Source organism: Aromatoleum sp. (genome assembly GCF_035254505.1).
Taxonomy (GTDB): Bacteria; Pseudomonadota; Gammaproteobacteria; order Burkholderiales; family Rhodocyclaceae; genus Aromatoleum.
On the sequence record NZ_DATFAO010000053.1, the window covers coordinates 1 to 20647 of the forward strand.

General features: G+C 60.7%; 25 protein-coding genes. 3 read left to right on the forward strand and 22 right to left on the reverse strand.

Annotated features, from left to right (window positions below):
* From era to rpoE, 11 genes are all read right to left on the reverse strand, one after another.
* Positions 1-894, reverse strand: an 894-nt coding sequence (era, locus tag VJ673_RS10480; RefSeq protein WP_324126087.1) for a GTPase Era, incomplete at its 3' end; no start/stop codon positions are given.
* On the reverse strand, positions 891-1568 hold the full coding sequence (gene rnc / locus VJ673_RS10485; protein ID WP_324126046.1) for a ribonuclease III: 678 nt from the start codon (positions 1566-1568) through the stop codon (positions 891-893). The genes era and rnc, both read right to left, overlap by 4 nt.
* 1 nt (position 1569) lies before the next feature.
* Positions 1570-1935: a DUF4845 domain-containing protein gene (locus VJ673_RS10490; RefSeq protein ID WP_324126047.1), complete on the reverse strand. Its 366-nt coding sequence runs from the start codon at positions 1933-1935 to the stop codon at positions 1570-1572.
* 11 nt (positions 1936-1946) lie between these two features.
* Complete coding sequence (lepB, locus tag VJ673_RS10495) at positions 1947-2735, reverse strand: signal peptidase I (protein ID WP_324126048.1); 789 nt, start codon at positions 2733-2735, stop codon at positions 1947-1949.
* Between the two features lie 44 nt (positions 2736-2779).
* A complete protein-coding gene (gene lepA, locus VJ673_RS10500; RefSeq protein WP_324126049.1) occupies positions 2780-4576 on the reverse strand; it encodes a translation elongation factor 4 in 1797 nt (598 codons plus the stop codon).
* 54 nt (positions 4577-4630) lie between these two features.
* Positions 4631-4870 carry a glutaredoxin family protein gene (locus VJ673_RS10505; RefSeq protein WP_324126050.1) on the reverse strand — a complete coding sequence of 80 codons (240 nt, stop codon included), beginning with the start codon at positions 4868-4870 and terminating at the stop codon, positions 4631-4633.
* Positions 4871-4893: 23 nt separating this feature from the next.
* Positions 4894-6312 carry a Do family serine endopeptidase gene (locus VJ673_RS10510; RefSeq protein ID WP_324126088.1) on the reverse strand — a complete coding sequence of 473 codons (1419 nt, stop codon included), beginning with the start codon at positions 6310-6312 and terminating at the stop codon, positions 4894-4896.
* The gene (locus tag VJ673_RS24635) at positions 6312-6785 is read right to left on the reverse strand and encodes a SoxR reducing system RseC family protein (protein ID WP_414635648.1); all 474 of its coding nucleotides are present in this window, start codon (positions 6783-6785) and stop codon (positions 6312-6314) included. Before VJ673_RS24635 ends, VJ673_RS10510 begins: the two co-directional genes overlap by 1 nt.
* Positions 6782-7753, reverse strand: coding sequence for a MucB/RseB C-terminal domain-containing protein (locus VJ673_RS10515; RefSeq protein WP_324126051.1), 972 nt, complete (start codon positions 7751-7753; stop codon positions 6782-6784). The genes VJ673_RS24635 and VJ673_RS10515 overlap by 4 nt, the downstream gene beginning before the upstream one ends.
* Entirely contained in the window at positions 7750-8301 is a 552-nt protein-coding gene (locus VJ673_RS10520; RefSeq protein WP_324126052.1) for a sigma-E factor negative regulatory protein, read from the reverse strand. The genes VJ673_RS10515 and VJ673_RS10520 overlap by 4 nt, the downstream gene beginning before the upstream one ends.
* Positions 8302-8310: 9 nt before the next feature.
* On the reverse strand, positions 8311-8910 hold the full coding sequence (gene rpoE, locus VJ673_RS10525; RefSeq protein WP_324126053.1) for an RNA polymerase sigma factor RpoE: 600 nt from the start codon (positions 8908-8910) through the stop codon (positions 8311-8313).
* Positions 8911-9131: 221 nt separating this feature from the next.
* Between rpoE and nadB the strand changes: the two genes are divergently transcribed.
* Positions 9132-10715 carry an L-aspartate oxidase gene (gene nadB / locus VJ673_RS10530; RefSeq protein WP_324126089.1) on the forward strand — a complete coding sequence of 528 codons (1584 nt, stop codon included), beginning with the start codon at positions 9132-9134 and terminating at the stop codon, positions 10713-10715.
* 36 nt (positions 10716-10751) lie between these two features.
* Here the strand turns inward: nadB and VJ673_RS10535 are convergent, their stop codons facing one another.
* The 9 genes from VJ673_RS10535 to VJ673_RS10575 all read right to left on the reverse strand — a co-directional run bounded on the left by VJ673_RS10535 (position 10752) and on the right by VJ673_RS10575 (position 17330).
* On the reverse strand, positions 10752-11258 hold the full coding sequence (locus VJ673_RS10535) for a protein YgfX (RefSeq protein ID WP_324126054.1): 507 nt from the start codon (positions 11256-11258) through the stop codon (positions 10752-10754).
* Positions 11258-12496 (reverse strand): beta-ketoacyl-ACP synthase II, encoded by a 1239-nt coding sequence (gene fabF, locus VJ673_RS10540; RefSeq protein WP_324126055.1) that lies wholly within the window; start codon positions 12494-12496, stop codon positions 11258-11260. Before fabF ends, VJ673_RS10535 begins: the two co-directional genes overlap by 1 nt.
* A gap of 22 nt (positions 12497-12518) precedes the next feature.
* Positions 12519-12758, reverse strand: a complete 240-nt coding sequence (acpP, locus tag VJ673_RS10545; protein WP_015436455.1) for an acyl carrier protein — start codon at positions 12756-12758, stop codon at positions 12519-12521.
* An 89-nt stretch (positions 12759-12847) separates the two neighbouring features.
* A complete protein-coding gene (gene fabG / locus VJ673_RS10550; protein ID WP_324126056.1) occupies positions 12848-13597 on the reverse strand; it encodes a 3-oxoacyl-ACP reductase FabG in 750 nt (249 codons plus the stop codon).
* A 5-nt stretch (positions 13598-13602) separates the two neighbouring features.
* Entirely contained in the window at positions 13603-14532 is a 930-nt protein-coding gene (gene fabD / locus VJ673_RS10555; RefSeq protein WP_324126057.1) for an ACP S-malonyltransferase, read from the reverse strand.
* 19 nt (positions 14533-14551) lie between these two features.
* On the reverse strand, positions 14552-15517 hold the full coding sequence (locus VJ673_RS10560; protein WP_324126058.1) for a beta-ketoacyl-ACP synthase III: 966 nt from the start codon (positions 15515-15517) through the stop codon (positions 14552-14554).
* Positions 15514-16530 carry a phosphate acyltransferase PlsX gene (plsX, locus tag VJ673_RS10565; RefSeq protein ID WP_324126059.1) on the reverse strand — a complete coding sequence of 339 codons (1017 nt, stop codon included), beginning with the start codon at positions 16528-16530 and terminating at the stop codon, positions 15514-15516. The genes VJ673_RS10560 and plsX overlap by 4 nt, the downstream gene beginning before the upstream one ends.
* Before the next feature lie 89 nt (positions 16531-16619).
* Positions 16620-16799, reverse strand: coding sequence for a 50S ribosomal protein L32 (gene rpmF / locus VJ673_RS10570; RefSeq protein WP_324126060.1), 180 nt, complete (start codon positions 16797-16799; stop codon positions 16620-16622).
* A gap of 27 nt (positions 16800-16826) precedes the next feature.
* Positions 16827-17330, reverse strand: a complete 504-nt coding sequence (locus VJ673_RS10575; RefSeq protein WP_324126061.1) for a YceD family protein — start codon at positions 17328-17330, stop codon at positions 16827-16829.
* Positions 17331-17466: 136 nt separating this feature from the next.
* Here VJ673_RS10575 and VJ673_RS10580 point away from each other — a divergent pair, with 136 nt between their 5' ends.
* On the forward strand, positions 17467-18042 hold the full coding sequence (locus VJ673_RS10580; RefSeq protein ID WP_324126062.1) for a Maf family protein: 576 nt from the start codon (positions 17467-17469) through the stop codon (positions 18040-18042).
* Positions 18039-18758 carry an SAM-dependent methyltransferase gene (locus tag VJ673_RS10585; protein ID WP_324126063.1) on the forward strand — a complete coding sequence of 240 codons (720 nt, stop codon included), beginning with the start codon at positions 18039-18041 and terminating at the stop codon, positions 18756-18758. Before VJ673_RS10580 ends, VJ673_RS10585 begins: the two co-directional genes overlap by 4 nt.
* A gap of 54 nt (positions 18759-18812) precedes the next feature.
* Here VJ673_RS10585 and VJ673_RS10590 read toward each other — a convergent pair whose 3' ends face one another.
* Both VJ673_RS10590 and VJ673_RS10595 read right to left on the reverse strand, forming a co-directional pair.
* Positions 18813-19469, reverse strand: coding sequence for an HAD-IA family hydrolase (locus VJ673_RS10590; protein ID WP_324126064.1), 657 nt, complete (start codon positions 19467-19469; stop codon positions 18813-18815).
* The gene (locus tag VJ673_RS10595; protein WP_324126065.1) at positions 19462-20421 is read right to left on the reverse strand and encodes an RluA family pseudouridine synthase; all 960 of its coding nucleotides are present in this window, start codon (positions 20419-20421) and stop codon (positions 19462-19464) included. The genes VJ673_RS10590 and VJ673_RS10595 overlap by 8 nt, the downstream gene beginning before the upstream one ends.
* Positions 20422-20647 lie beyond the last annotated feature (226 nt).

The following is a 20647-nucleotide window of genomic DNA, read 5'->3' on the forward strand; positions in this document are numbered from 1 at the left end:
GCGCTCGTCATCGGCCCAGCCGCTCTTGACCTTGACCCACACCTCGAGAAACACCTTGCCATCGAACAGTTGCTCGAGTTCGGCCCGGGCCTCGCTCGCAATCCGTTTGAGCTGCTCTCCACCCTTGCCGATCACAATTCCCTTGTGACTTGCACGATCCACCACGACCGCAGCGAAAATGCGTCGCAAATTCCCTTCGGTCTCGAATTTCTCGATCTCTACCGCAATGCCGTATGGCAACTCGTCGCCGAGAAGGCGGAACAGCTTCTCGCGCAGGAATTCCGCGGCAAGGAAACGCTCGCTGCGATCGGTGACCTCATCGGCGCCATACATTGGCGCCCCCTCGGGCAGCAGGGGCGTGACCGCCTTCAGCAACTCGTCAACGTTCGTCCCGCGTTCCGCACTCAGAGGCACGATCTCGGTAAAGGGGAAAACCTCGTTCATCCGGGCAATGAAGGGCAGCAAGGCGCTCTTGTCCGCCAAGCGGTCGACTTTGTTGATGATGAGCACGACCTTCGCGCCCTGCGGCAAGACGTCGACGACCTTACGGTCATCCTCGCCAAAACGCCCCGCTTCGATTACGAAGAAGACGAGGTCGACATCCCCAAGCACCTGCGAAACCGTCCGATTCATCGAACGATTCAAGGCGTTGCGGTGTTTCGTCTGAAATCCCGGTGTATCGACGAACACGAACTGAGCGTCGTCGTTCGTCAGGATTCCCGTCACGCGGTGCCGGGTCGTCTGCGCCTTGCGCGATACGATGCTGATCTTTTGCCCGATCAGACGATTCAGAAGCGTCGACTTACCGACGTTCGGACGCCCGACGATCGCGACGAAGCCAGTCCGAAAACCGTTCGAAGACTCTTCGCTTGGGGAAATATTGTCCGGATTCATGCCTTTCTCAATTGTGCCAACGCCCCTTCCGCTGCCTGCTGCTCCGCAGCCCGACGACTCGGCCCTCGGCCGGTAGTCTGCAGTTTCAATGCGTTGACCTGACAAACCACTTCGAATTCCTGTGCATGGGCTTCGCCGTGCACTTTCACTGTCGTATAAGTCGGAACCGGCAGCTTCCGCCCCTGCAGCAACTCTTGCAAGGCGGTCTTCGGATCCTTCGACGCCCGTTGTGGATCGATCTCCGCAATTCCCGGTGCATAGAGGCAATCGATCACCGACTTCGCGGCGTCGAAACCCTTGTCGAGATACACCGCGGCAAACACCGCCTCCAGCGCGTCGGCAAGGATGGACGGCCTCCGGTGCCCTCCGCTCTTGAGTTCCCCTTCGCCTAGACGAAGGTATTCCCCGAGTTCGAGTTCCCGAGCGATCCGATGCAATCCATCCTGACAAACGAGCGAAGCCCGAAGACGCGACAACTCCCCTTCGCGCAGGTCGCCAAACCGTTCGAACAGCGCAATTGCTACGACGCAATTGAGGACGCTGTCCCCGAGAAACTCGAAACGCTCGTTGTTGGGCTGACCGTAGCTACGATGCGTCAGTGCTCGCTGAAGCAGCGCAAGATCCTGGAACTGATGTCCGATGGCCCGCTGAAGGCGCGCTAGATCGCCATTCACCCTATTTTCCGAGCGATGTCGCGTGGAAGTCGATCAGCAAGCTGACGTTCGCAACGATGGGCACTTTACGGGCATATTGCGCATCGATTACAACTTTCCCGGCATCCTTCCTGATGTCGAGGTCAGTCCCATTTATTGTCGAAACGTCATCGATCTGTGCTCGGCGATCAAAACTCCGGCGCAAATCGTTGATGGATGCACCGCTGTCGCCCTCACTTGCCACGACCTTGATGATCTTCTGAATCGCAAAGTATTCGTTGACCGCCGGAACCGTCCGAAAGCCGATCAGCAGCACGGACGCCAGCAACGCCCCGACAATCAATACACCGACCGGGCTCAAACCTTGTTGTTTTTTCTTCAGCCGCATGACTTCTCCCTTCACCGGAAACTGCCAATCCGCTTCATATCACTGAAATTGAACCAGATGAAGAACGCCTTGCCGACGATGTTGGCATCGGGCACGAATCCCCAGACCCGGCTGTCGCTGCTCGAATCGCGATTGTCGCCCATGACGAAGTAATGTCCCTGCGGAACCACGCAGCTGACGCCCGAGCTAGTATAGGTGCAGTTTTCGCGAAACGGATAATCGAGCACTTGAGGAACATAGGCCGGGGCCTCACGCTCGATCAGGATCGAATGATCCACGCCCCCCAGCTTCTCCGAGAAGCGCGGGGAATAGTAGAGCCGATCCGGATGCAGGTAATCGTCCTGCGGGCTCACAGCCACGACTTCCCCGTTGATTCGCAGCCGCTTGTCGATGTACTCGACGCGATCTCCCGGCAACCCCACGACGCGCTTGATGTAGTCCATCGACGGGTCCGCCGGATAGCGGAACACCATCACGTCGCCCCGCGCCGGGTCGTTGACGGAAAGCACTTTCTTATTGATGACCGGCAAGCGAATCCCATAGGTCCACTTGTTGACAAGGATGAAATCACCGACGAGTAGCGTCGGGATCATCGATCCGGACGGAATTTTGAACGGCTCGACGATGAACGAGCGCAGCCCGAAGACGATCAGGATGACCGGAAAGAAGCTGGCACCATATTCGACCCACCAGGGCGAAGGGCTGCCGGGGGCGCGACGTTTGCGCGCAAAGAAACGGTCAGCAGCCCAAAGCACTCCCGTCGCTACCAGCAGCAGGAACAATACCAACGCAAAATTCACGAAATCTCCCAATCCACGCAGTCGTCTTCGTAGAACACGAGGACTTACTTGCCGTCATCGACCCGCAAGACCGACAGGAATGCCTCCTGCGGAATCTCGACGTTCCCGACCTGCTTCATTCGCTTCTTGCCTTCCTTCTGCTTTTCGAGCAGTTTCTTCTTCCGCGTGATGTCACCGCCGTAGCACTTCGCCAGCACGTTCTTGCGCAAAGCCTTGATGGTCTCGCGGGCAATGATGTGCGACCCGATCGCGGCCTGGACCGCCACGTCGAACATCTGCCGCGGAATCAGGCCGCGGAGCTTTGCCGCAACCTCGCGTCCCCGATACTGAGCCGAAGCGCGGTGCACGATCACGGACAACGCGTCGACTTTTTCGCCACCGACCAGCAAATCCAGCTTCACGAGGTCAGCGGCACGGTATTCCTTGAACTCGTAGTCGAGCGACGCATAGCCGCGCGACACCGACTTCAGCTTGTCAAAGAAGTCCATCACGACTTCGTTCATCGGCAGTTCGTAGATCAACTGCACTTGGCGGCCGTGGTAGCGCATATCCACTTGCACGCCGCGCTTCTGGTTGCAGAGCGTGATGACCGGACCGACGTAATCCTGCGGCAGGAAGATCGTCGCGGTGATGATCGGTTCGCGGATTTCCGCCATCTTCGAAGCATCCGGCAACTTTGCCGGGTTTTCCACGTGGATCACTTCGCCGCTATTCATCATCACCTCATACACGACCGTCGGAGCAGTCGTGATGAGGTTCATGTCGAACTCGCGCTCGAGACGCTCTTGGACGATGTCCATGTGGAGCAGACCGAGGAAACCGCAGCGGAAGCCGAAACCTAGGGCCTGAGAAACCTCAGGTTCAAACTGTAGCGACGCGTCGTTCAGGCGCAGCTTTTCAAGCGAATCGCGAAGCTGATCGTATTCGCTCGACTCGACGGGATAGAGCCCGGCAAACACCTGCGGTTTGATCTCCTTGAATCCCGGGAGCGGTTCCACAGCGGGGCGCGTGGCGGAAGTCACCGTATCGCCGACCTTTGCCGCCTGCAGTTCCTTGATGCCCGCGATGATGAAACCGACCTGCCCTGCAGAGAGTTCTTCACGCGGCAACGAGCGCGGAGTGAATACCCCCACCTGGTCGCAAAGGTATTGCGCGCCGGTCGCCATCAACTGCACGCGGTCCCGCGGACGCAGCACGCCGTCGACCACACGGACCAGCATGACCACGCCGACGTAGTTATCGAACCAGGAGTCGATGATCAACGCTTTGAGCGGCGCATCAGGATTGCCTTTAGGCGCCGGGACGCGCCGCACGACCATCTCGAGCACCTCTTCGATGCCGAGTCCGGTTTTCGCCGAGCACAGCACCGCATCGGACGCATCGACGCCAATCACGTCCTCGATTTCCGTGCGCGCGTTGTCCGGATCCGCCGCCGGCAGATCGATCTTGTTCAAGACGGGAACGACTTCGACGTTCTGCTCGATCGCCGTGTAGCAGTTTGCCACGGTCTGCGCCTCGACCCCTTGCGACGCGTCGACGACGAGCAGCGCGCCTTCGCAGGCGGACAGGGAACGGCTGACTTCGTACGAGAAGTCCACGTGCCCTGGCGTGTCGATCAGGTTCAAGTTGTAGACTTGCCCGTCCTTTGCCCGATATTGCAGCGCGGCGGTCTGAGCCTTGATGGTGATGCCGCGCTCCCGCTCCAAGTCCATGGAGTCGAGCACCTGCTCTTCCATTTCACGTTCGGACAGGCCCCCACAATACTGGATCAGCCGGTCCGCCAAGGTGGACTTGCCGTGATCGATGTGGGCAATGATGGAGAAATTTCGAATATGTTGCATGCGACAACAAAAGAAAGGTGCCATACGGCACCTTGAATGGATCGATTGAATCAGCTAAGCGGCGGATTCTAGCGGAAAACCGCCGCAATAGGCGCGAATGGCCGCTTCATCCAGGTGGTAATGACAAAGAACCTTATCGCCCGCCACCACTACCGGAACCAACTCGTCCCAGCGAGCCTCGAGTTCTGGATCGGCATCGACGTCGAGTATTCGTACCGACCAGCCCAACTCAGCAGCGAGCGGCCCCAGCCTGTCCAGCAGGTCATGACAGAGATGACACCACTCGCGGCTCATCACCGTGAATTCCCGAACGACGGTCACTCGCCCGCCCGCAAACTCACGTAGCTCGCCCCCTCGCTACGTTGCACCAGCAAGGTGACGGTCTGGCCATCCTTCAGATCGGCCACCTGCCGGTTGTACGCTTCGAGCGTCTTCAACGGAATCTGCCGCCCGCCGACCACCATCGCAAGAATCAGATCCCCCACCTGGAGATCGGCACGCGCGGCTGCACCTTGGACTCGCTCGACCAATAGACCGTGATCGACGTTACGCTCGCGACGCTGAGTCGTGTTCGGAACAGCAAGTGCAAGTCCGAGCTTGTTTGGCGTCGGAGAAGCGCGCTCAGCACGTCGCGCCCGACGCGCGGCGTCATCCTGCCATTCGCCGACGACAACCTGCATCTCGCGCAAGGAACCCGCACGATAAAGGCTCAACATCGCCGACGCGCCCGGACGGCTTGCGGACACGATTCTAGGCAAGTCACTGGAGTTCTCCACCGCCTTGCCGCCGAAACGAACGATCACATCGCCCTGCTCGATACCGGCTTTCGCTGCCGGTCCATTCTGTTCGACCGCACTGACCAACGCGCCCTCTGGACGCGGCAAGCTGAAGCTGTCAGCAAGCGAACGTGTCACTTCCTGGATCGCAATGCCGATCCTGCCGCGCTGAACTCGGCCGGTCGCACGCAACTGGGCCTGCACATCCATGGCAAGATCGATGGGAATTGCGAACGACAACCCCATGAAACCGCCCGTCTGGCTGAATATCTGTGAATTGATCCCGACTACCTCACCCTTCAGGTTGAAAAGGGGACCGCCGGAATTTCCGGGATTGATGGCGACGTCAGTCTGAATGAACGAGACGAAATTTTCATCCGGAAGGCTACGCCCCTTGGCACTGACGATGCCTGCCGTGACGGAATGGTCGAAGCCGAAAGGCGACCCGATCGCGACGACCCATTCGCCGACCTGCAACTTCGCCGGGTCACCGATGGTCAGTCGCGGTAGCTCGGTCGCATCGATTTTTATCAGTGCTACGTCACTGCGCGCGTCGGCCCCGATGACGCGTGCTCTGAACTCGCGCTTATCGACCAAACGCACAAGGATCTCGTCCGCATCCTCGACGACATGCGCGTTCGTCAGAATGTAGCCGTCGCCGCTGACGATGAAACCGGAGCCAAGGGAACGATTGTCGGGGTCGGATCGAGGATGACCAGGCTTCTTCGGGATAAACCGACGAAAGAAGTCGAACATCGGATCGTCATGATCCAGCCCGGGAAACGCTTGCCCGCCCGACTTCCCGGACTGCGCCGCGCTGATGTTCACCACCGCCGCTCCGTGCCGTTGCACGAGCTGAGTAAAATCGGGTAGTACCGCGGCGCCTCCTGCGCCGTGCGCGAGCGGCATCAGAGCCAACAGCGAGACCAGGAACACTCGCCGAACCCAACCAAAAACCATCATCCGAACCTGCTCCGCTGCTCTTCTGCGCATTCACTCGCCGTCGTCATCTCGACACCGAGCCCCCCCCAAACACCCGGCCGCTGCACCAGCCAGCGACTCAACCCGAATCCGGGCAACAACCCAATCATCGCCCCGACCGATGCAGCGAAATCTTCATTCCCCGCGGGAGCGAACAAGGTCCCGAGGGCTGCACCGACAAGTAAAAACACCACCGGAAGGGCATATCCCAATAGTGCACCGCGCAAGGGCGCGCGTCCGTCCACGCGGAGACTGACGACTTCTCCGACTTTGGCCCCCAGGCCGTTACGCGTCCGAAACAGATCGGTTGGCGCTTTGAAAGGATAGGCGATTCCCGAAGATCGACACCCGCCGGGTTCATCGCAGCGACCGCAGCCGCCCGTCCGATTGCCCACCCTCACCCAAGCATCGTCTCCGTCGACAGATTCGACCATCGCTGCGATTTCAATCATCGTGCGACGGGTTCCATCGCGTCTGCGAGACGCTGCACAGTTCGCAAGGGAACCTCGCCGAGAGCGGTGACGAGATGCGGACCGACCATCCGCTTGTAGATATTGATCGCGCCGGTCGACAACTGACCCGCCGCCAATCGTCCATTCGCCTGGCTAGCGGGCTCGATGAAAACCGAGATGGCCGCAAGGCCGTCGCTATATACCAGATGCAGGGCATCGCCGTGATCGCGCCCCAAGGGCCGACGGACTATGGACATCAGCGAGAAGCCGGCGATCGGTGCCTGCACGCCCCACCCACTCTCCTCGCGACGAATCTCGACACCATTGGTGTGGACAACCTTCCAGTCCCCCTCCCGCGCTAGGCGAGGCCGCACCGCCTCCATCGCGATGTCGCCGCCGATCTTGACATCGCTGAATGCGAATTGTTCGATGATCTCGCCACGGTCATCCAGGGTACGCGACTTGAGCAGAAGCCCTGACTGGATTTCAGCCCACAACTGGTAGCCGAATCGATATTCGTCCTTCGGCTCCAGGATGATCTGCTGCGCCTCCATTCCAGCAATTCGCCCGACCTCTCCTTTTCGAATCCGATAATTCTCGGCAATCCCGCCGAAGGACGACGGCAGGCGCGCCGGGAAAGCCCGGCGACCACCGGCTCGATCGATAATCACGGTGCGCTGGTCCGGCAATATGCAGCGAACCTCGCTGCTGCTCCTGACGACCTCCCGCGGACTTCCGTCGAGCACCTCGACGCGCTCATGCTCACCGGCTGCGTCCATCATATGGACCACCCGCGAGGTCTCGAAGCTCTTGCCCGACTGGTAGATAAAAGTGCCCGAGTAATTCAGGCGCTGGCCGGCGGCGGCCATGCGCCCCAGCCACGACAGCGCATCTCCCGGGGTCTGCGCCATCGCCTGCGGCTGAATAAGCGTGAAGCAGAACCCCAGCGCGACGAGAAGCCACTTCATCGGACGCCGTCCTGACCGACTTCGGATATCGACCTGACGTGTTGGATCGCCCCGGAGATCGGCCCACCTCCGGTCATCGATTGATGAGCAAAAACGTATTCTTGATGCGGATCGACGGCGGTCGACGTAACGGAGACAGGACGAACGCCTGACGCCTGCGATTCGACCAACTGCAATCGCGGCGAAACCTCAGCGACGTGACTCGCCCCGGCAGGCTCGGCGTACAGCGTGTGGGCCACCCAGCCCACTGCCGCGACGCCCATCACCGAAGCCGCCAGCGGCATCAGCGAACGCCAGCCTGCGGATGCCGCGGATTCCGCGCGTTTCGCGATTGGCGCCAGCAATGTCGGCGCGGTGTCGATTTCCGCCATCACTCGGTCAACGAAGTCATGCGACACACATTCGTCGCCGCGCAACACATCGCCTATCAGGCAATATGTCTCCCACTCGTTGCGCAGAATCGGCTCGCACCGGATCTCTTCGAGAACCGTCCGTACACACTGATCGTCCAGTTCGCCGTCAAGAAATGCCGACAGTTTGTCCTTCATGAATACCACCTACCAACGTTTGTCAGGAGCCGTATCCAGCAGCGGCCTCAACTTTTCAGCAATTGCTTCGCGTGCCCGAAAGATCCGCGAACGCACCGTCCCGATAGGACAATCCATGATGCTAGCAATCTCCTCATAGCTCAGACCTTCGAGCTCCCTGAGCATGATTGCGGTCCGCAACTCCTCCGGCAGCGCCTCCATCGCCTTGTTCACCGTGTCACCTATCTGCTGCGTCATTAGCAGCCGTTCCGGCGTGTTGATATCCCGCAACTGATCGCCTTCCTCGAAGGTTTCAGCCTCCTCAGAGTCGAAGCCGGTGGACGTCGGGGCGCGCCGGCCCTGTGACACCAGATAGTTTTTTGCCGTGTTGATTCCGATCCGATAAAGCCAAGTGTAAAAAGCGCTATCTCCCCGGAACGACCCCAAAGCCCGATAGGCTTTGATGAACGTCTCCTGGGCCACATCCTCCACTTCGGCGGAATCGCGGATCAGCCGCGAAAGCAGCCTATGCAGCTTCCGCTGGTACTTCGCAACCAGCAAGCCAAAAGCCTGCTTGTCGCCGCGCTGTACGCGTTCGACAAGTTGCTGATCTATCTCGCGATCGCTCATGAGCGGGCCGTTTCCCTACGTTGGGCAAAATCCGCGCCAGTATAGCGACCCCCTATGAGTACAGCAAAGCCGGAGTTATCCAACAGACACGGACCGTTTCAAATAGTTCATACGTGGGTGTGGTCTTGCACTTGATACAGGGTGCGGCGGTCCGCGATCTGGGGAAGATCGCGCTCAGACGTGCTATATTGCCGCGCGCCCGTCCTTTGGTTTTCACGACCTTGTCAAAACAATACGACGTACTCATCATTGGCAGCGGCACCGCTGGCCAGTCACTCGCCCTCAGACTTGCTGATCATCTGCGAGTCGGGATTGTCACGAAGCGTTCGGTGGCCGACAGCGCCAGCGCGTGGGCGCAGGGCGGCATCGCCGCCGTGCTCGACAACACGGACAGCATCGCCGCCCACATTCAAGACACCTTCACTGCCGGGGCGGGGCTGTGCGACGCGGACGCAACGCGCTTCGTCGTAGAGCACGGCAAACAGGCGATCGAGTGGCTGATCGGACGAGGAGTGCCCTTCACCCGGGAGGACGAATCCACCGTCGGCTACCATCTCACGCGCGAGGGTGGCCATTCGCACCGCCGGATCATCCACGCCGCCGACGCGACCGGAGCCGCCGTACAGGAAACGCTGAGCCAACAGGTTTGCTCGCATCCGAACATCGAAATTCTCGAAAATCACATCGCTGTCGATCTGATTCTGGGAAACAAGATCGGCCTTCCGGCGGAAGGCTGCCTCGGCGCATACGTCCTCGACATTGCAAAAGATCGAGTCGTCACGGTTGGAGCCCGCAGCACGGTGCTCGCGACAGGAGGGGCCGGCAAGGTCTACCTGTACACCACGAACCCGGACGTGGCCACCGGAGACGGGATTGCCATGGCTTGGCGTGCCGGCTGCCGCGTCGCAAACATGGAATTCATCCAGTTCCACCCGACCTGCCTCTACCATCCGCAAGCCAAGTCCTTCCTGATTTCGGAAGCCGTCCGAGGTGAAGGGGGCCTGCTGAAACTGCCGGACGGGACGCGTTTCATGCCAGAGCACGACGAACGTGCCGAATTGGCCCCGCGCGACGTGGTAGCGAGGGCTATCGACTTCGAAATGAAGAAGCACGGCCTCGACTGCGTGTTTCTCGATATCAGCCACAAACCCGCAGACTGGCTGCGCAGCCATTTTCCGAATATTTACGCGCGATGCCTCGAACTCGGGATCGACATCACCCGTGAAGGCATTCCTGTCGTTCCGGCGGCTCACTATACTTGCGGCGGCATCGTCACCGACCTGGCGGCACGAACCGACGTCGGCGACCTCTACTCAGTTGGTGAATCGGCGTGTACGGGCCTTCATGGAGCGAACCGGCTGGCGAGTAATTCGCTGCTCGAGTGCCTGGTCTTCGGCGAAGCCGCAGCACGCGACATTCTCGCCCGCTCGCGCAGTCCGCTGCCGCCCCTGCCCGACTGGGATGAAAGCCGAGTCACGGATGCGGACGAAGAGGTTGTGATCTCGCACAACTGGGCCGAATTGCGCCGCTTCATGTGGGACTATGTCGGCATCGTCCGCACCACTAAGCGACTGCAGCGCGCGCAGCACCGCATTCGCCTCCTCGCCCGCGAGATTGACGAGTTCTATTCGAACTTCCGAGTCAGCAACGACCTGATCGAACTACGAAATCTCGTCGTCACCGCAGACCTGATCGTGCGTTGCGCCCTGCGCCGCAAGGAAAGCCGCGGCCTTCATTTTTCCCGCGATTTTCCCGACATGCTACCCAATCCTAAGGATACGGTCTTGCGGCCGGGCAAGGATTGATCACCGCAGGCCGGGGTGAGCCCTCGGCATTTTGGTTTAGCCTCTTTCCTCTTCCTCTTTCGCGACTTCGGCCTTCGCGCTGAGCGCAGGTTTCGCCACGTGCCGGAACCAGATTCGAAGCTCGCGCCACGCGTCCGCATCCACGCCATCCGGCATGAGCATCATGGCGCCCCGGAGTACCTGCTGGCGCGCAGCACGATGCTGACTCCCTTCCCAGTGCAGCCACAATCCCCACCCGAAGTCAGTACTCGCTGCCTGCGGCAGGGCGTGAAGTTCTCCACCAGGAACCGTCAGCTTCAGGCTCCCATCGGGCTGCAGCGTCAGAGCCATGCCCTGCTTGCGGCGTTCAGCCGCCATCACGAACCGCTGCGACAGCGCCGCGATCACGACAACGACAACCACTGCAAACGAAGGGAACGAGGAGCGCAGAAATGCAAACGCCGCGATCATGTGGATCGCGGCGCTCAGTCCGAGCGATAGCCTGGAAGGCTTCAGCCGGATTTCGTACGGGAAGCGCACAGAGCGGCGCTCCCGCAGCATCATCAAACGCGTCGGAAGGCCAACGTGCCGTTCGTGCCGCCGAATCCGAACGAGTTCGACAACGCAGCGCGGATTTCCATCGGCCGTGCCTTATTGGCCACGTAATCCAGATCGCACTGCTCGTCCTGCTCGAAGATATTGATCGTCGGCGGGGCGATCTGATTGTGAAGCGCGAGCGTGGTGAAGACAGCCTCGACCCCGCCCGCGGCGCCGAGCAAGTGGCCCGTCATCGACTTGGTCGAATTCACTGCGATCGACTTCGCCCGGTCGCCGAAACAACGCTTGACCGCCGTCGTCTCAGCCAGGTCTCCCAACGGAGTGGACGTGCCGTGCGCGTTGATGTAGTCGACTTCATCGAGCGACATACCGGCGTCGCGCATGGCGTTTGTCATGCAGCGCGCCGCTCCGCTACCGTCTTCGCATGGAGCGGTCATGTGATAAGCATCCGCACTCATGCCGTAACCGACGACCTCGGCGTAGATCTTCGCACCGCGCGCCTTGGCATGCTCGTACTCTTCGAGGACCAGAACACCGGCACCTTCGCCAAGTACGAAGCCGTCGCGCCCCTTATCCCAGGGACGGCTGGCGGTCGCCGGGTCTTCGTTGCGAGTCGACAAGGCACGCGCCGAAGCGAAACCGCCGACGGCAAGCGGAGTGACCGTGGATTCGGCGCCTCCGGCGACCATCACGTCCACGTCGCCATACTGAATCAGCCGCGCGGCCTCGCCGATGCAATGGGTGGCCGTGGTGCACGCCGTGACCATCGCGAGACACGGCCCCTTGAGACCGAACATGATCGACAGGTGACCCGCGATCATGTTGATGATCGTGCCCGGGATGAAGAACGGAGAAATCTTCCTCGCGCCGCCTTTCAAGTAATCGTCGTGAGTCGACTCGATCATCGGCAGACCGCCGATGCCCGAACCGATATTCACGCCGATCCGTTCGGCGTTGCCTTCGTTAACCTCGATTCCGGCATCCTTGAACGCCTGGATGCCTGCCGCCAGGCCGTAATGGATGAACACATCCATGCGGCGGGCGTCCTTGGGTGAGAGATAGGCACCGATATCGAAGCCTTTCACCTCGCCGGCGATTTTGACCGGGAAGTTGGAGGTATCGAAACGGGTGATCTCACCGATACCGGAGCGGCCGTTGACAATGTTGTCCCAAGCCTCCGGAACGGTATTCCCGACCGGGGAGATAATGCCCAGACCGGTAATGACGACTCTACGACGGGTCAATGTTCGCTCCGGTGATCAGGTATTACTTCTTCAGATGAGCGTTGACGTAGTCAATCGCTTGCTGAACCGTGGTGATTTTCTCGGCTTCTTCGTCCGGAATTTCGCACTCGAATTCTTCTTCGAGCGCCATGACCAGTTCCACGGTATCCAGCGAATCCGCGCCCAGATCGTCGACGAACGAGGATTCGGTCTTGATTTCCGACTCGTTAACACCAAGTTGCTCGGCGACAATCTTCTTGACGCGCTGTTCGATGTTATCCATGAACTAACTCCTTCCCTGAAATGATCCAGATATAAAAAAAGCCGGCGTATTCTACCAAAAAGGATGGCAACCGCTATCGCAGCCGGCGATTACGACATGTACATACCACCGTTCACATGCAAAGTGGTCCCCGTGACGTAGGCGGCAGCAGGCGACGCAAGGAATACCACCGCACCGGCAACCTCTTCCGGCCGACCCAGTCGGCCGAGCGCGATATTACCGAGCAACGCATCCCGAGCGGATTCGGGCAGTGCCCGAGTCATATCGGTATCGATGAATCCGGGCGCAACGCAATTGACGGTGATATTGCGGCTTCCGAGCTCGCGCGCAAGCGCACGGCTCATACCCGCAACGCCGGCCTTGGCGGCCGCATAGTTTGCCTGCCCGGGGTTGCCGGCACTGCCGACAACGGAGGTCACGTTGATGATGCGTCCGCCCCGCGCCTTCATCATGCCTCGCATGACGAGGCGGGACATCCGGAAGACGGCCTTGAGGTTGGTATCAAGCACCGCATCCCACTCTTCGTCCTTCATCCGCATCGCGAGGTTATCGCGGGTGATGCCGGCGTTATTGACGAGGATGCCGACAGCACCGAAACGCTTTTCCACTTCTGCCACGAGAGCTTCGCAGGCGCCCGCATCAGTGACGTTCAACGCCAGCCCGCAGCCTTTGACACCCGCTTCTTGAAGCCCTTTCTCGATATCGGCTGCACCGCCCTCGGACGTTGCCGTGCCGACGACGGTCGCCCCGAGCTTGCCGAGCTCCAGCGCGATCGCGCGCCCGATACCCCGCGACGCGCCCGTGACGAGCGCAACCTGTCCTTCCAGCGAAAAACTCATCCTGCTTACCTCACCGCCGCAATCGACTGTTCCAGACTGGCGGCGTCGTGAAGCGAGCCACCCTGCACTTCACCGGCAATGCGCTTGGTCATACCCGCAAGCACTTTACCCGGACCGCATTCCAGAACGTGGCTCATGCCACGTCGGGCAAGTTCCTGCACGAGTTCAATCCAACGAACCGGCGAAAAAGCCTGCCGGACCAAGGCATCGCGGATCCGATCAGGATCATCGTAAGCCGCGACGTCCACGTTATTGATGACGGCGATTTCCGGTCGGCGCATCTCGACGGACGCAAGACGCTCCGCAAGACGCTCGGCGGCCGGCCGCATGAGCGCACAATGGAATGGTGCACTCACCGGCAGCATCACCGCGCGTTTGGCACCACGCGCCTTCGCAGCCTCGATCGCACGTTCGACAGCGGCGCGGGCGCCGGCAATCACGATTTGGCCTGGGGCGTTGAGGTTCGCCGCTTCGACCACTTGGCCTTGAGCTGCCTCGGCACACGCCTCGCGAACAGCATCGACCTCGAGTCCGAGCAGCGCAGCCATCCCGCCTTCGCCCTCAGGCACCGCCTCCTGCATTGCCTGCGCGCGGAAACGCACCAGCGGCACCGCGTCGGCGAAGCTCAGCGCGCCGGCGGCCACCAGGGCCGAATATTCGCCGAGGCTGTGACCGGCAACGACCGCCGGTCGCGGGCCGCCCGCGGCGAGCCATGCGCGATACGCCGCAACCCCCGCGGTGAGCATCAGCGGCTGCGTATTGACCGTGAGCGCGAGCCGTTCGGCCGGTCCTTCACAGACCATCTGCCAGAGATCCTCGCCCAGGGCCTCCGAAGCTTCGGCGAACGTGTCACGAATTTCGGCGCGATCGCCGTAGGCGCCCATCATACCGACAGACTGGGACCCCTGTCCGGGAAAAACCAGTGCAAATGCCATTTGATTGATCTGCCTTGTTTCAGAATTGGAGCAAAACGGCGCCCCACGTGAAGCCGCCGCCCACACCTTCAACGATCAGCCGCTGCCCCGCCCGAATACGCCCGTCCCGCACGGCGAGATCGAGGGCGAGCGGGATAGACGCCGCCGAGGTATTGCCGTGACGATCGACGGTCGTGATCACTTTCTCCATCGGCACGCCAAGGCGCTTGGCTGTCGCTTGAATGATGCGTACGTTTGCCTGATGGGGGATCAGCCAGTCGACAGCGTCGGCACGCAAGCCGGCCTGCGCGAGAACCTCGAGTGCGACATCACCCAGAACCTTCACAGCAAACTTGAAGACTGCTTGTCCGTCCATGCGCAGGAAAGGATCGCCGATCACTTGGCCCGCGGAGACATTACCTGGCACGCACAGGATCGGATGGTGGCTGCCATCTGCATGCAATGCACCTGCCAGGATGCCCGGGGTATCGGAAGCCTCCAGCACCACCGCACCCGCTCCGTCGCCGAAAAGAACGCAAGTGCCGCGATCCGTCCAATCGAGAATGCGGGAAAACACTTCCGCACCGACGACGAGCGCGCGCTTGTGGCTACCAGAACGGATGAATTTTTCCGCAATGGTGAGTCCGTACACGAAGCCCGAGCACACGGCCTGAACGTCGAACGCCGCAGCACCGTTGCGAATCCCGAGCTTGGACTGCAGCAATGCAGCCGTGCTGGGGAAAATGCAGTCGGGCGTGGAGGTCGCAACGATGATCAGATCGATGTCATCGGGCGCGAGACCCGCGGCCTCGATCGCGCGTACGCTCGCCTCGCAAGCCAGATCGCTCGACGCCATCTCCGGCGGAGCCAGGTAGCGCGTGCGAATCCCGGTTCGGTCGACGATCCACTGGTCTGAGGTTTCGATTCCGCGAGCCACCAGATCGTCGTTGGTCACCGGCTCGCCGGGCAGAAAACTGCCGGTACCCGCAATGCGTGCGTAAATCATGCTGCAGCCACTCCCGTCGACGCCATGCGATCGGAAATGCGCTCGATCAGACGGTTCGATGCCGCCTCCGCAGCGCGGCATATCGCCTGCTCGAATGCAAAGGCGTCAGCCGATCCATGGCTCTTTACCACTACCCCACGCAACCCGAGCAGCGCCGCGCCGTTGTAGCGGCGATGGTCGACGCGCTGCTTGAAGCGCTTGAGTGCAGGCATCGCAATCACAGCCATCACTTTCGTGAGAAGGCTGCGGCCGAATTCCTCGCGCAGGAACGCCGAAAGCATCTGGGCCAGCCCTTCGGACGTCTTGAGAGCGACGTTGCCTACAAAGCCGTCACAGACCACGACATCGGTCGTTCCCTTGTAGATGTCGTCACCCTCGACGTTTCCGTAAAAATTGAGCCCGCTGCCCTTCAGCAGCTCGCCTGCGCGCTTGACAACCTCATTCCCCTTGATCGCCTCCTCGCCGATGTTGAGCAGACCGACCAGGGGACGTTCGACGTGCTCGACCGCGGATACCAGCATCGCCCCCATGATTCCAAACTGGAGGAGGTGCTCGGGCGTGCAGTCCACATTGGCGCCGAGGTCGAGGACATATACCTGCCCCTTTCGCGTCGGCAACACACTGGCGATTGCCGGTCTGTCGATCCCCTCGAGCGTCTTCAGGACGAAGCGGGAGATGGCCATGAGAGCACCGGTATTACCGGCCGACACGGCAGCATGCGCCCGCCCCGCCTTGACCAGGTCGACCGCGACCCGCATCGAGGAGTCCTTCTTGGACCGCATCGCGATCGCGGGCGGATCGTCCATCTCTACAACCTCGGACGCAGCCTGTATGGACAGTCGATCGCCGAAAGCATCGCCGATGGCACGCAGCGCCTGGTCGAGCGCCTCGGGGCGCCCGACCAGGATCACTTTGCCATCCGGATGATTCTTGAGAAAAGCCTGCGCGGCAGGCACCGTCACAGACGGGCCATGATCGCCACCCATGCAATCTATCGCAACGGTGACACCCATCGGGCTCTCGCGTAGCTCAAAAGAAAGGAAACGGGGATGAAAAAACGGCGCAGACGCAGCATGCGTCGCGCCGTCTTCGGAAGGGAAGATTACTCGCCCTTGGTCTTGACGACTTTCTTGCCGCGATACACGCCGCTCGGGCTAATGTGGTGGCGCAGATGGACCTCACCGGTCGTGGCTTCGACAGCCAGCGACGGAGCGGTCAGAAAATCGTGAGCGCGATGCATGCCACGCTTGGACGGGGATTTTTTGTTCTGCTGAACGGCCATGAAACACTCCTAAAACAAATATCGCGCCTAGCTCGCGCTGTCCTTCTTTCGAAGACCTGCCAGCGCCGAAAAAGGCGATTCCTTTACGCCCCCACCCTCAGGGCGCGGCGCATCACAACTTTCGTGTCGCGGAGCGATCGGCACCGCAAGCACAATCTCATCTTCAACCAGCGCCAGGACATCCATATCCGGCACCGCCTCGATCGCATCGTAGGCATCCTCTTCGAGCTCTTCATCCGGAATTTTCTGCCCCGGGCGAACCAGGTCGAACAGCATTTCCAGCCTAAGCGGCCACTCCATTGCTCCCAGACAACGCTGGCATTGCAGCATCAAGTTTCCGGAAACCGAGAGCCTCAGACGCGACTTGCGATCAGCACTTACCTCGCCGTCGAGACGATATTCCAACTCCCCCGCGCGTTCGACGAGCAGATCGGCCAGTCGAGGAAGGTCCGCAAGTGCAACCTTGCCGGCAAGGCTACGCCCTTCGGCTGCGAACTTGAAGGAATCCGGAATAACGCGTCGTTGCGGCATAAGAGGCGCATGATATTATTTCTGGCTGACCCTGTCAAAACCATTCACGCGCTTGTATTCAAGGGCTTGCGATCAGAGCGCTCAAAACGGCTGATAATCGACAGGCGGCCGCATCTTACAACTTCGAATGCCGCACATGAAACTCGTTCTCGCCTCCACCTCCGCATACCGCCGCATGCTGCTCGAACGCCTCACGGTTCCGTTCGAAACGGCTAAGCCCGAGGTCGATGAAACCCCGCTAAAGGGCGAAGCGCCACCGGCGACCGCAAATCGACTGGCGATCGAAAAGGCAAAGGCGGTGGCACGACACCACACGGACGCCTTGGTTATAGGAAGCGACCAAGTCGCTCACCTTGGCGACGAAGTGTTCGGCAAGCCCGGCACCGTAGAACGGGCGATCGCGCAATTGCGTAGAATGCGGGGCGAAACGGTTATTTTCCACACGGCGCTCGCCGTAGTGAATGCCCGCACGGGGCACGTGCAATGCGAAAGCGTGGCGACCCACGTGCGCTTCCGGAACCTGTCGGACGCCGAAATCACCCGCTACGTGGAGAAGGAGCGCCCGCTCGACTGCGCCGGGAGCGCGAAATCCGAAGGGTTGGGGATCACGCTGCTCGAATCGCTGTCGGGCGACGATCCGACCGCACTGATCGGTCTGCCGCTGATCGCACTCTCCAGAATGCTGCGCACCGAGGGCCTCGAGCTGCCATGAAGACGGCTTGCGGTACGCTTTACCTCCTCCCGGTCAGCTTAGGGGACACTGCCTGGTCACAATTTCTGCCGCTTGAAGTTCAGCAGACCGCGGCGCGCATCCGAACCTTCGTCGTCGAAAACGCGAAGACCGCGCGAGCCGAACTGAAGCGCCTCGAACATCCGGTTCCACTGCGCGAACTACATATCACCCAACTGCCTGAGCAGGATGACGCGGCGACGCTGGACAGCCTGCTTGCGCCGGCCCTTGAGGGCGTGGACGTCGGCCTAATGTCGGAGGCAGGCTGCCCTGCCGTTGCGGATCCGGGAGCGCGACTCGTCGCCAGGGCCCACGCCCTCGGAATCCCGGTGCGGCCAATGGTCGGGCCATCTTCAATCCTCCTTGCCTTGATGGCCTCGGGACTGAATGGCCAAAGTTTCGCCTTCAACGGTTACCTTCCGGTCGCCGACGCCGAACGCGATACTCGTTTGCGCAAGCTCGAGGAGGAGTCGCGACGATTCAAGCGGACTCAGATGTTTATCGAGACACCCTATCGCAACGATCGCCTCTACGATGCGCTGCTGTCGGTTTGCCAACCGTCGACACGGCTATGTATCGCGCGCGACCTGACGACAAGCGCCGAGTGGATACGCAGTTGCACGATCGATGAGTGGCGAAAGGGCGCACGCCCGGATCTCAACAAACGGCCGACCCTTTTTCTGATCCTGTCGGCGTAGCCCCTCCTCCGACGCGGCAGATCCGACAGCATCAGTGCCGTCGACTGGACCGAGTCAAGAATGCGTACGCAGCCAGTCCGCCAAGGCGGACGGCGTGTCGACTAAGGCCACTGACCTCTCGGCCTCGAGCACGAGTCGCGGATGCGCGCCGAAAGTGACCGCCAAGCCATCGACGCCCGCGTTCGCAGCCATCTGCATATCGTGAGTCGTATCCCCCACCATGAGCGTGCGCTGCCGCCCCACGCCCAGCTCATCCATGAGCTGCTCAAGCATCTCCGGATGCGGCTTCGAAAAACACTCGTCGGCGCAACGCGTACTATGGAAGAACGGCTCGAGCCCGCATTGCGTCATCGCGCGATTCAGTCCCGGTCGGCTCTTGCCAGTCGCGACGGCCAGCATTCGTCCCAGAGAAGCGAGTTCCTGAACCATCTCGTACGCACCCGAAAATAAGGTGAGCCGATGGTCCTGGGCAAGATAATGATAGCGATAGCGCTCCACCATCCGGGGGTAATCGCTTTCGGGAAGATCGGGCATGGCATGGCGGAGCGCGTCTGCGAGCCCCAGGCCAATGACGTGACGGGCGCGGGACTCAGACGGTTCTTCCAGACCGAGATCTCGAGCCGCGCCCATGATGGCCTGGACAATCGCGGCCGCTGAATCCATCAGCGTGCCGTCCCAGTCGAAAACGATAAGATCGTAACGTTCAGCCATTTTTGCGCGCATCGCTTGCGTCCAGATGGTCGATGAATGACTGCAACTCATCGGGCAATGCCGCCTCCAGTGCGATCGACTCGCCCGTCAACGGATGGACGAAGGAGAGCCGCGCCGCATGCAGAAACATCCGTTTGAGCCCTTCCTGTTCCAGTGCTTTGTTCAAGCTAAAGTCGCCGTACTTGTCGTCGCCGCATAGCGGAAACCCGAGATGTGCGAGATGAACACGAATCTGATGGGTACGTCCCGTTTTCAGTTCCACCTCGAGCAGACTGAAACGTTGCCAGCGCCGCACCAGCCGCACGATGCTGTGCGCCGGCTTTCCCTCGTCGCTGACACGCACACGCCGCTCCCCTTCCGGTGTCAGATACTTGTACAGCGGAACCTTCACATGCTGCAAGGGATTCGCCCAGCGCCCGGGCACCAGCGTGAGGTAGCGCTTCTCGACGCTGCCGTCGCGCATCATGTCGTGCAATGCAGTCAGCGCGGAACGCTTCTTAGCAATGATCAGCAAACCGGACGTTTCGCGATCGATCCGATGTGCAAGCTCGAGCATACGAGCCTCCGGGCGCTGACTCCGAAGCTGCTCGATCACGCCGAAGCTCACGCCGCTACCGCCATGCACGGCCTTCCCCGAAGGCTTGTCGATGACGATCAAGGCGTCGTCTTCGTAAACCACCGGAAGCGGCTTGCCCGCGGGGGCGGCCTTGCCCGCCGACGGGGCCGCCACCCTGACCGGCGGAATGCGGATTTCGTCCCCCTCGGCGAGCCGATAGGTCGGGCCGACTCGCCCTCCATTCACCCTGACCTCGCCACTGCGCAGAATGCGATAGACGTGACTCTTCGGCACCCCCTTGCAGATCCGCATGAGGTAGTTGTCTATCCGCTGACCGGCGACCAATTCATCCGCCCGCTCGCGCCGGACTGCATTCGCTTTGCCTTGTGCCATCATCCTGAAATATACTTGCCGCCGGTTGGTCCCGGTCTTCTGTCGTCGTCCCTCGCGCACTGATGCGGAGTACGACTAACGACAATGAGCCCCAAAGAGCTCCCGGGCAGCCAAGTCGTGCCGTCGTTGCCAAAAGGCAAGGATGGTACCGCAATCGACAATCTTCGATCCATTTGATTGAATTTGGACGCGTAACACGCACGCAGGATCAAGCGTTCCGGCCCCCGGC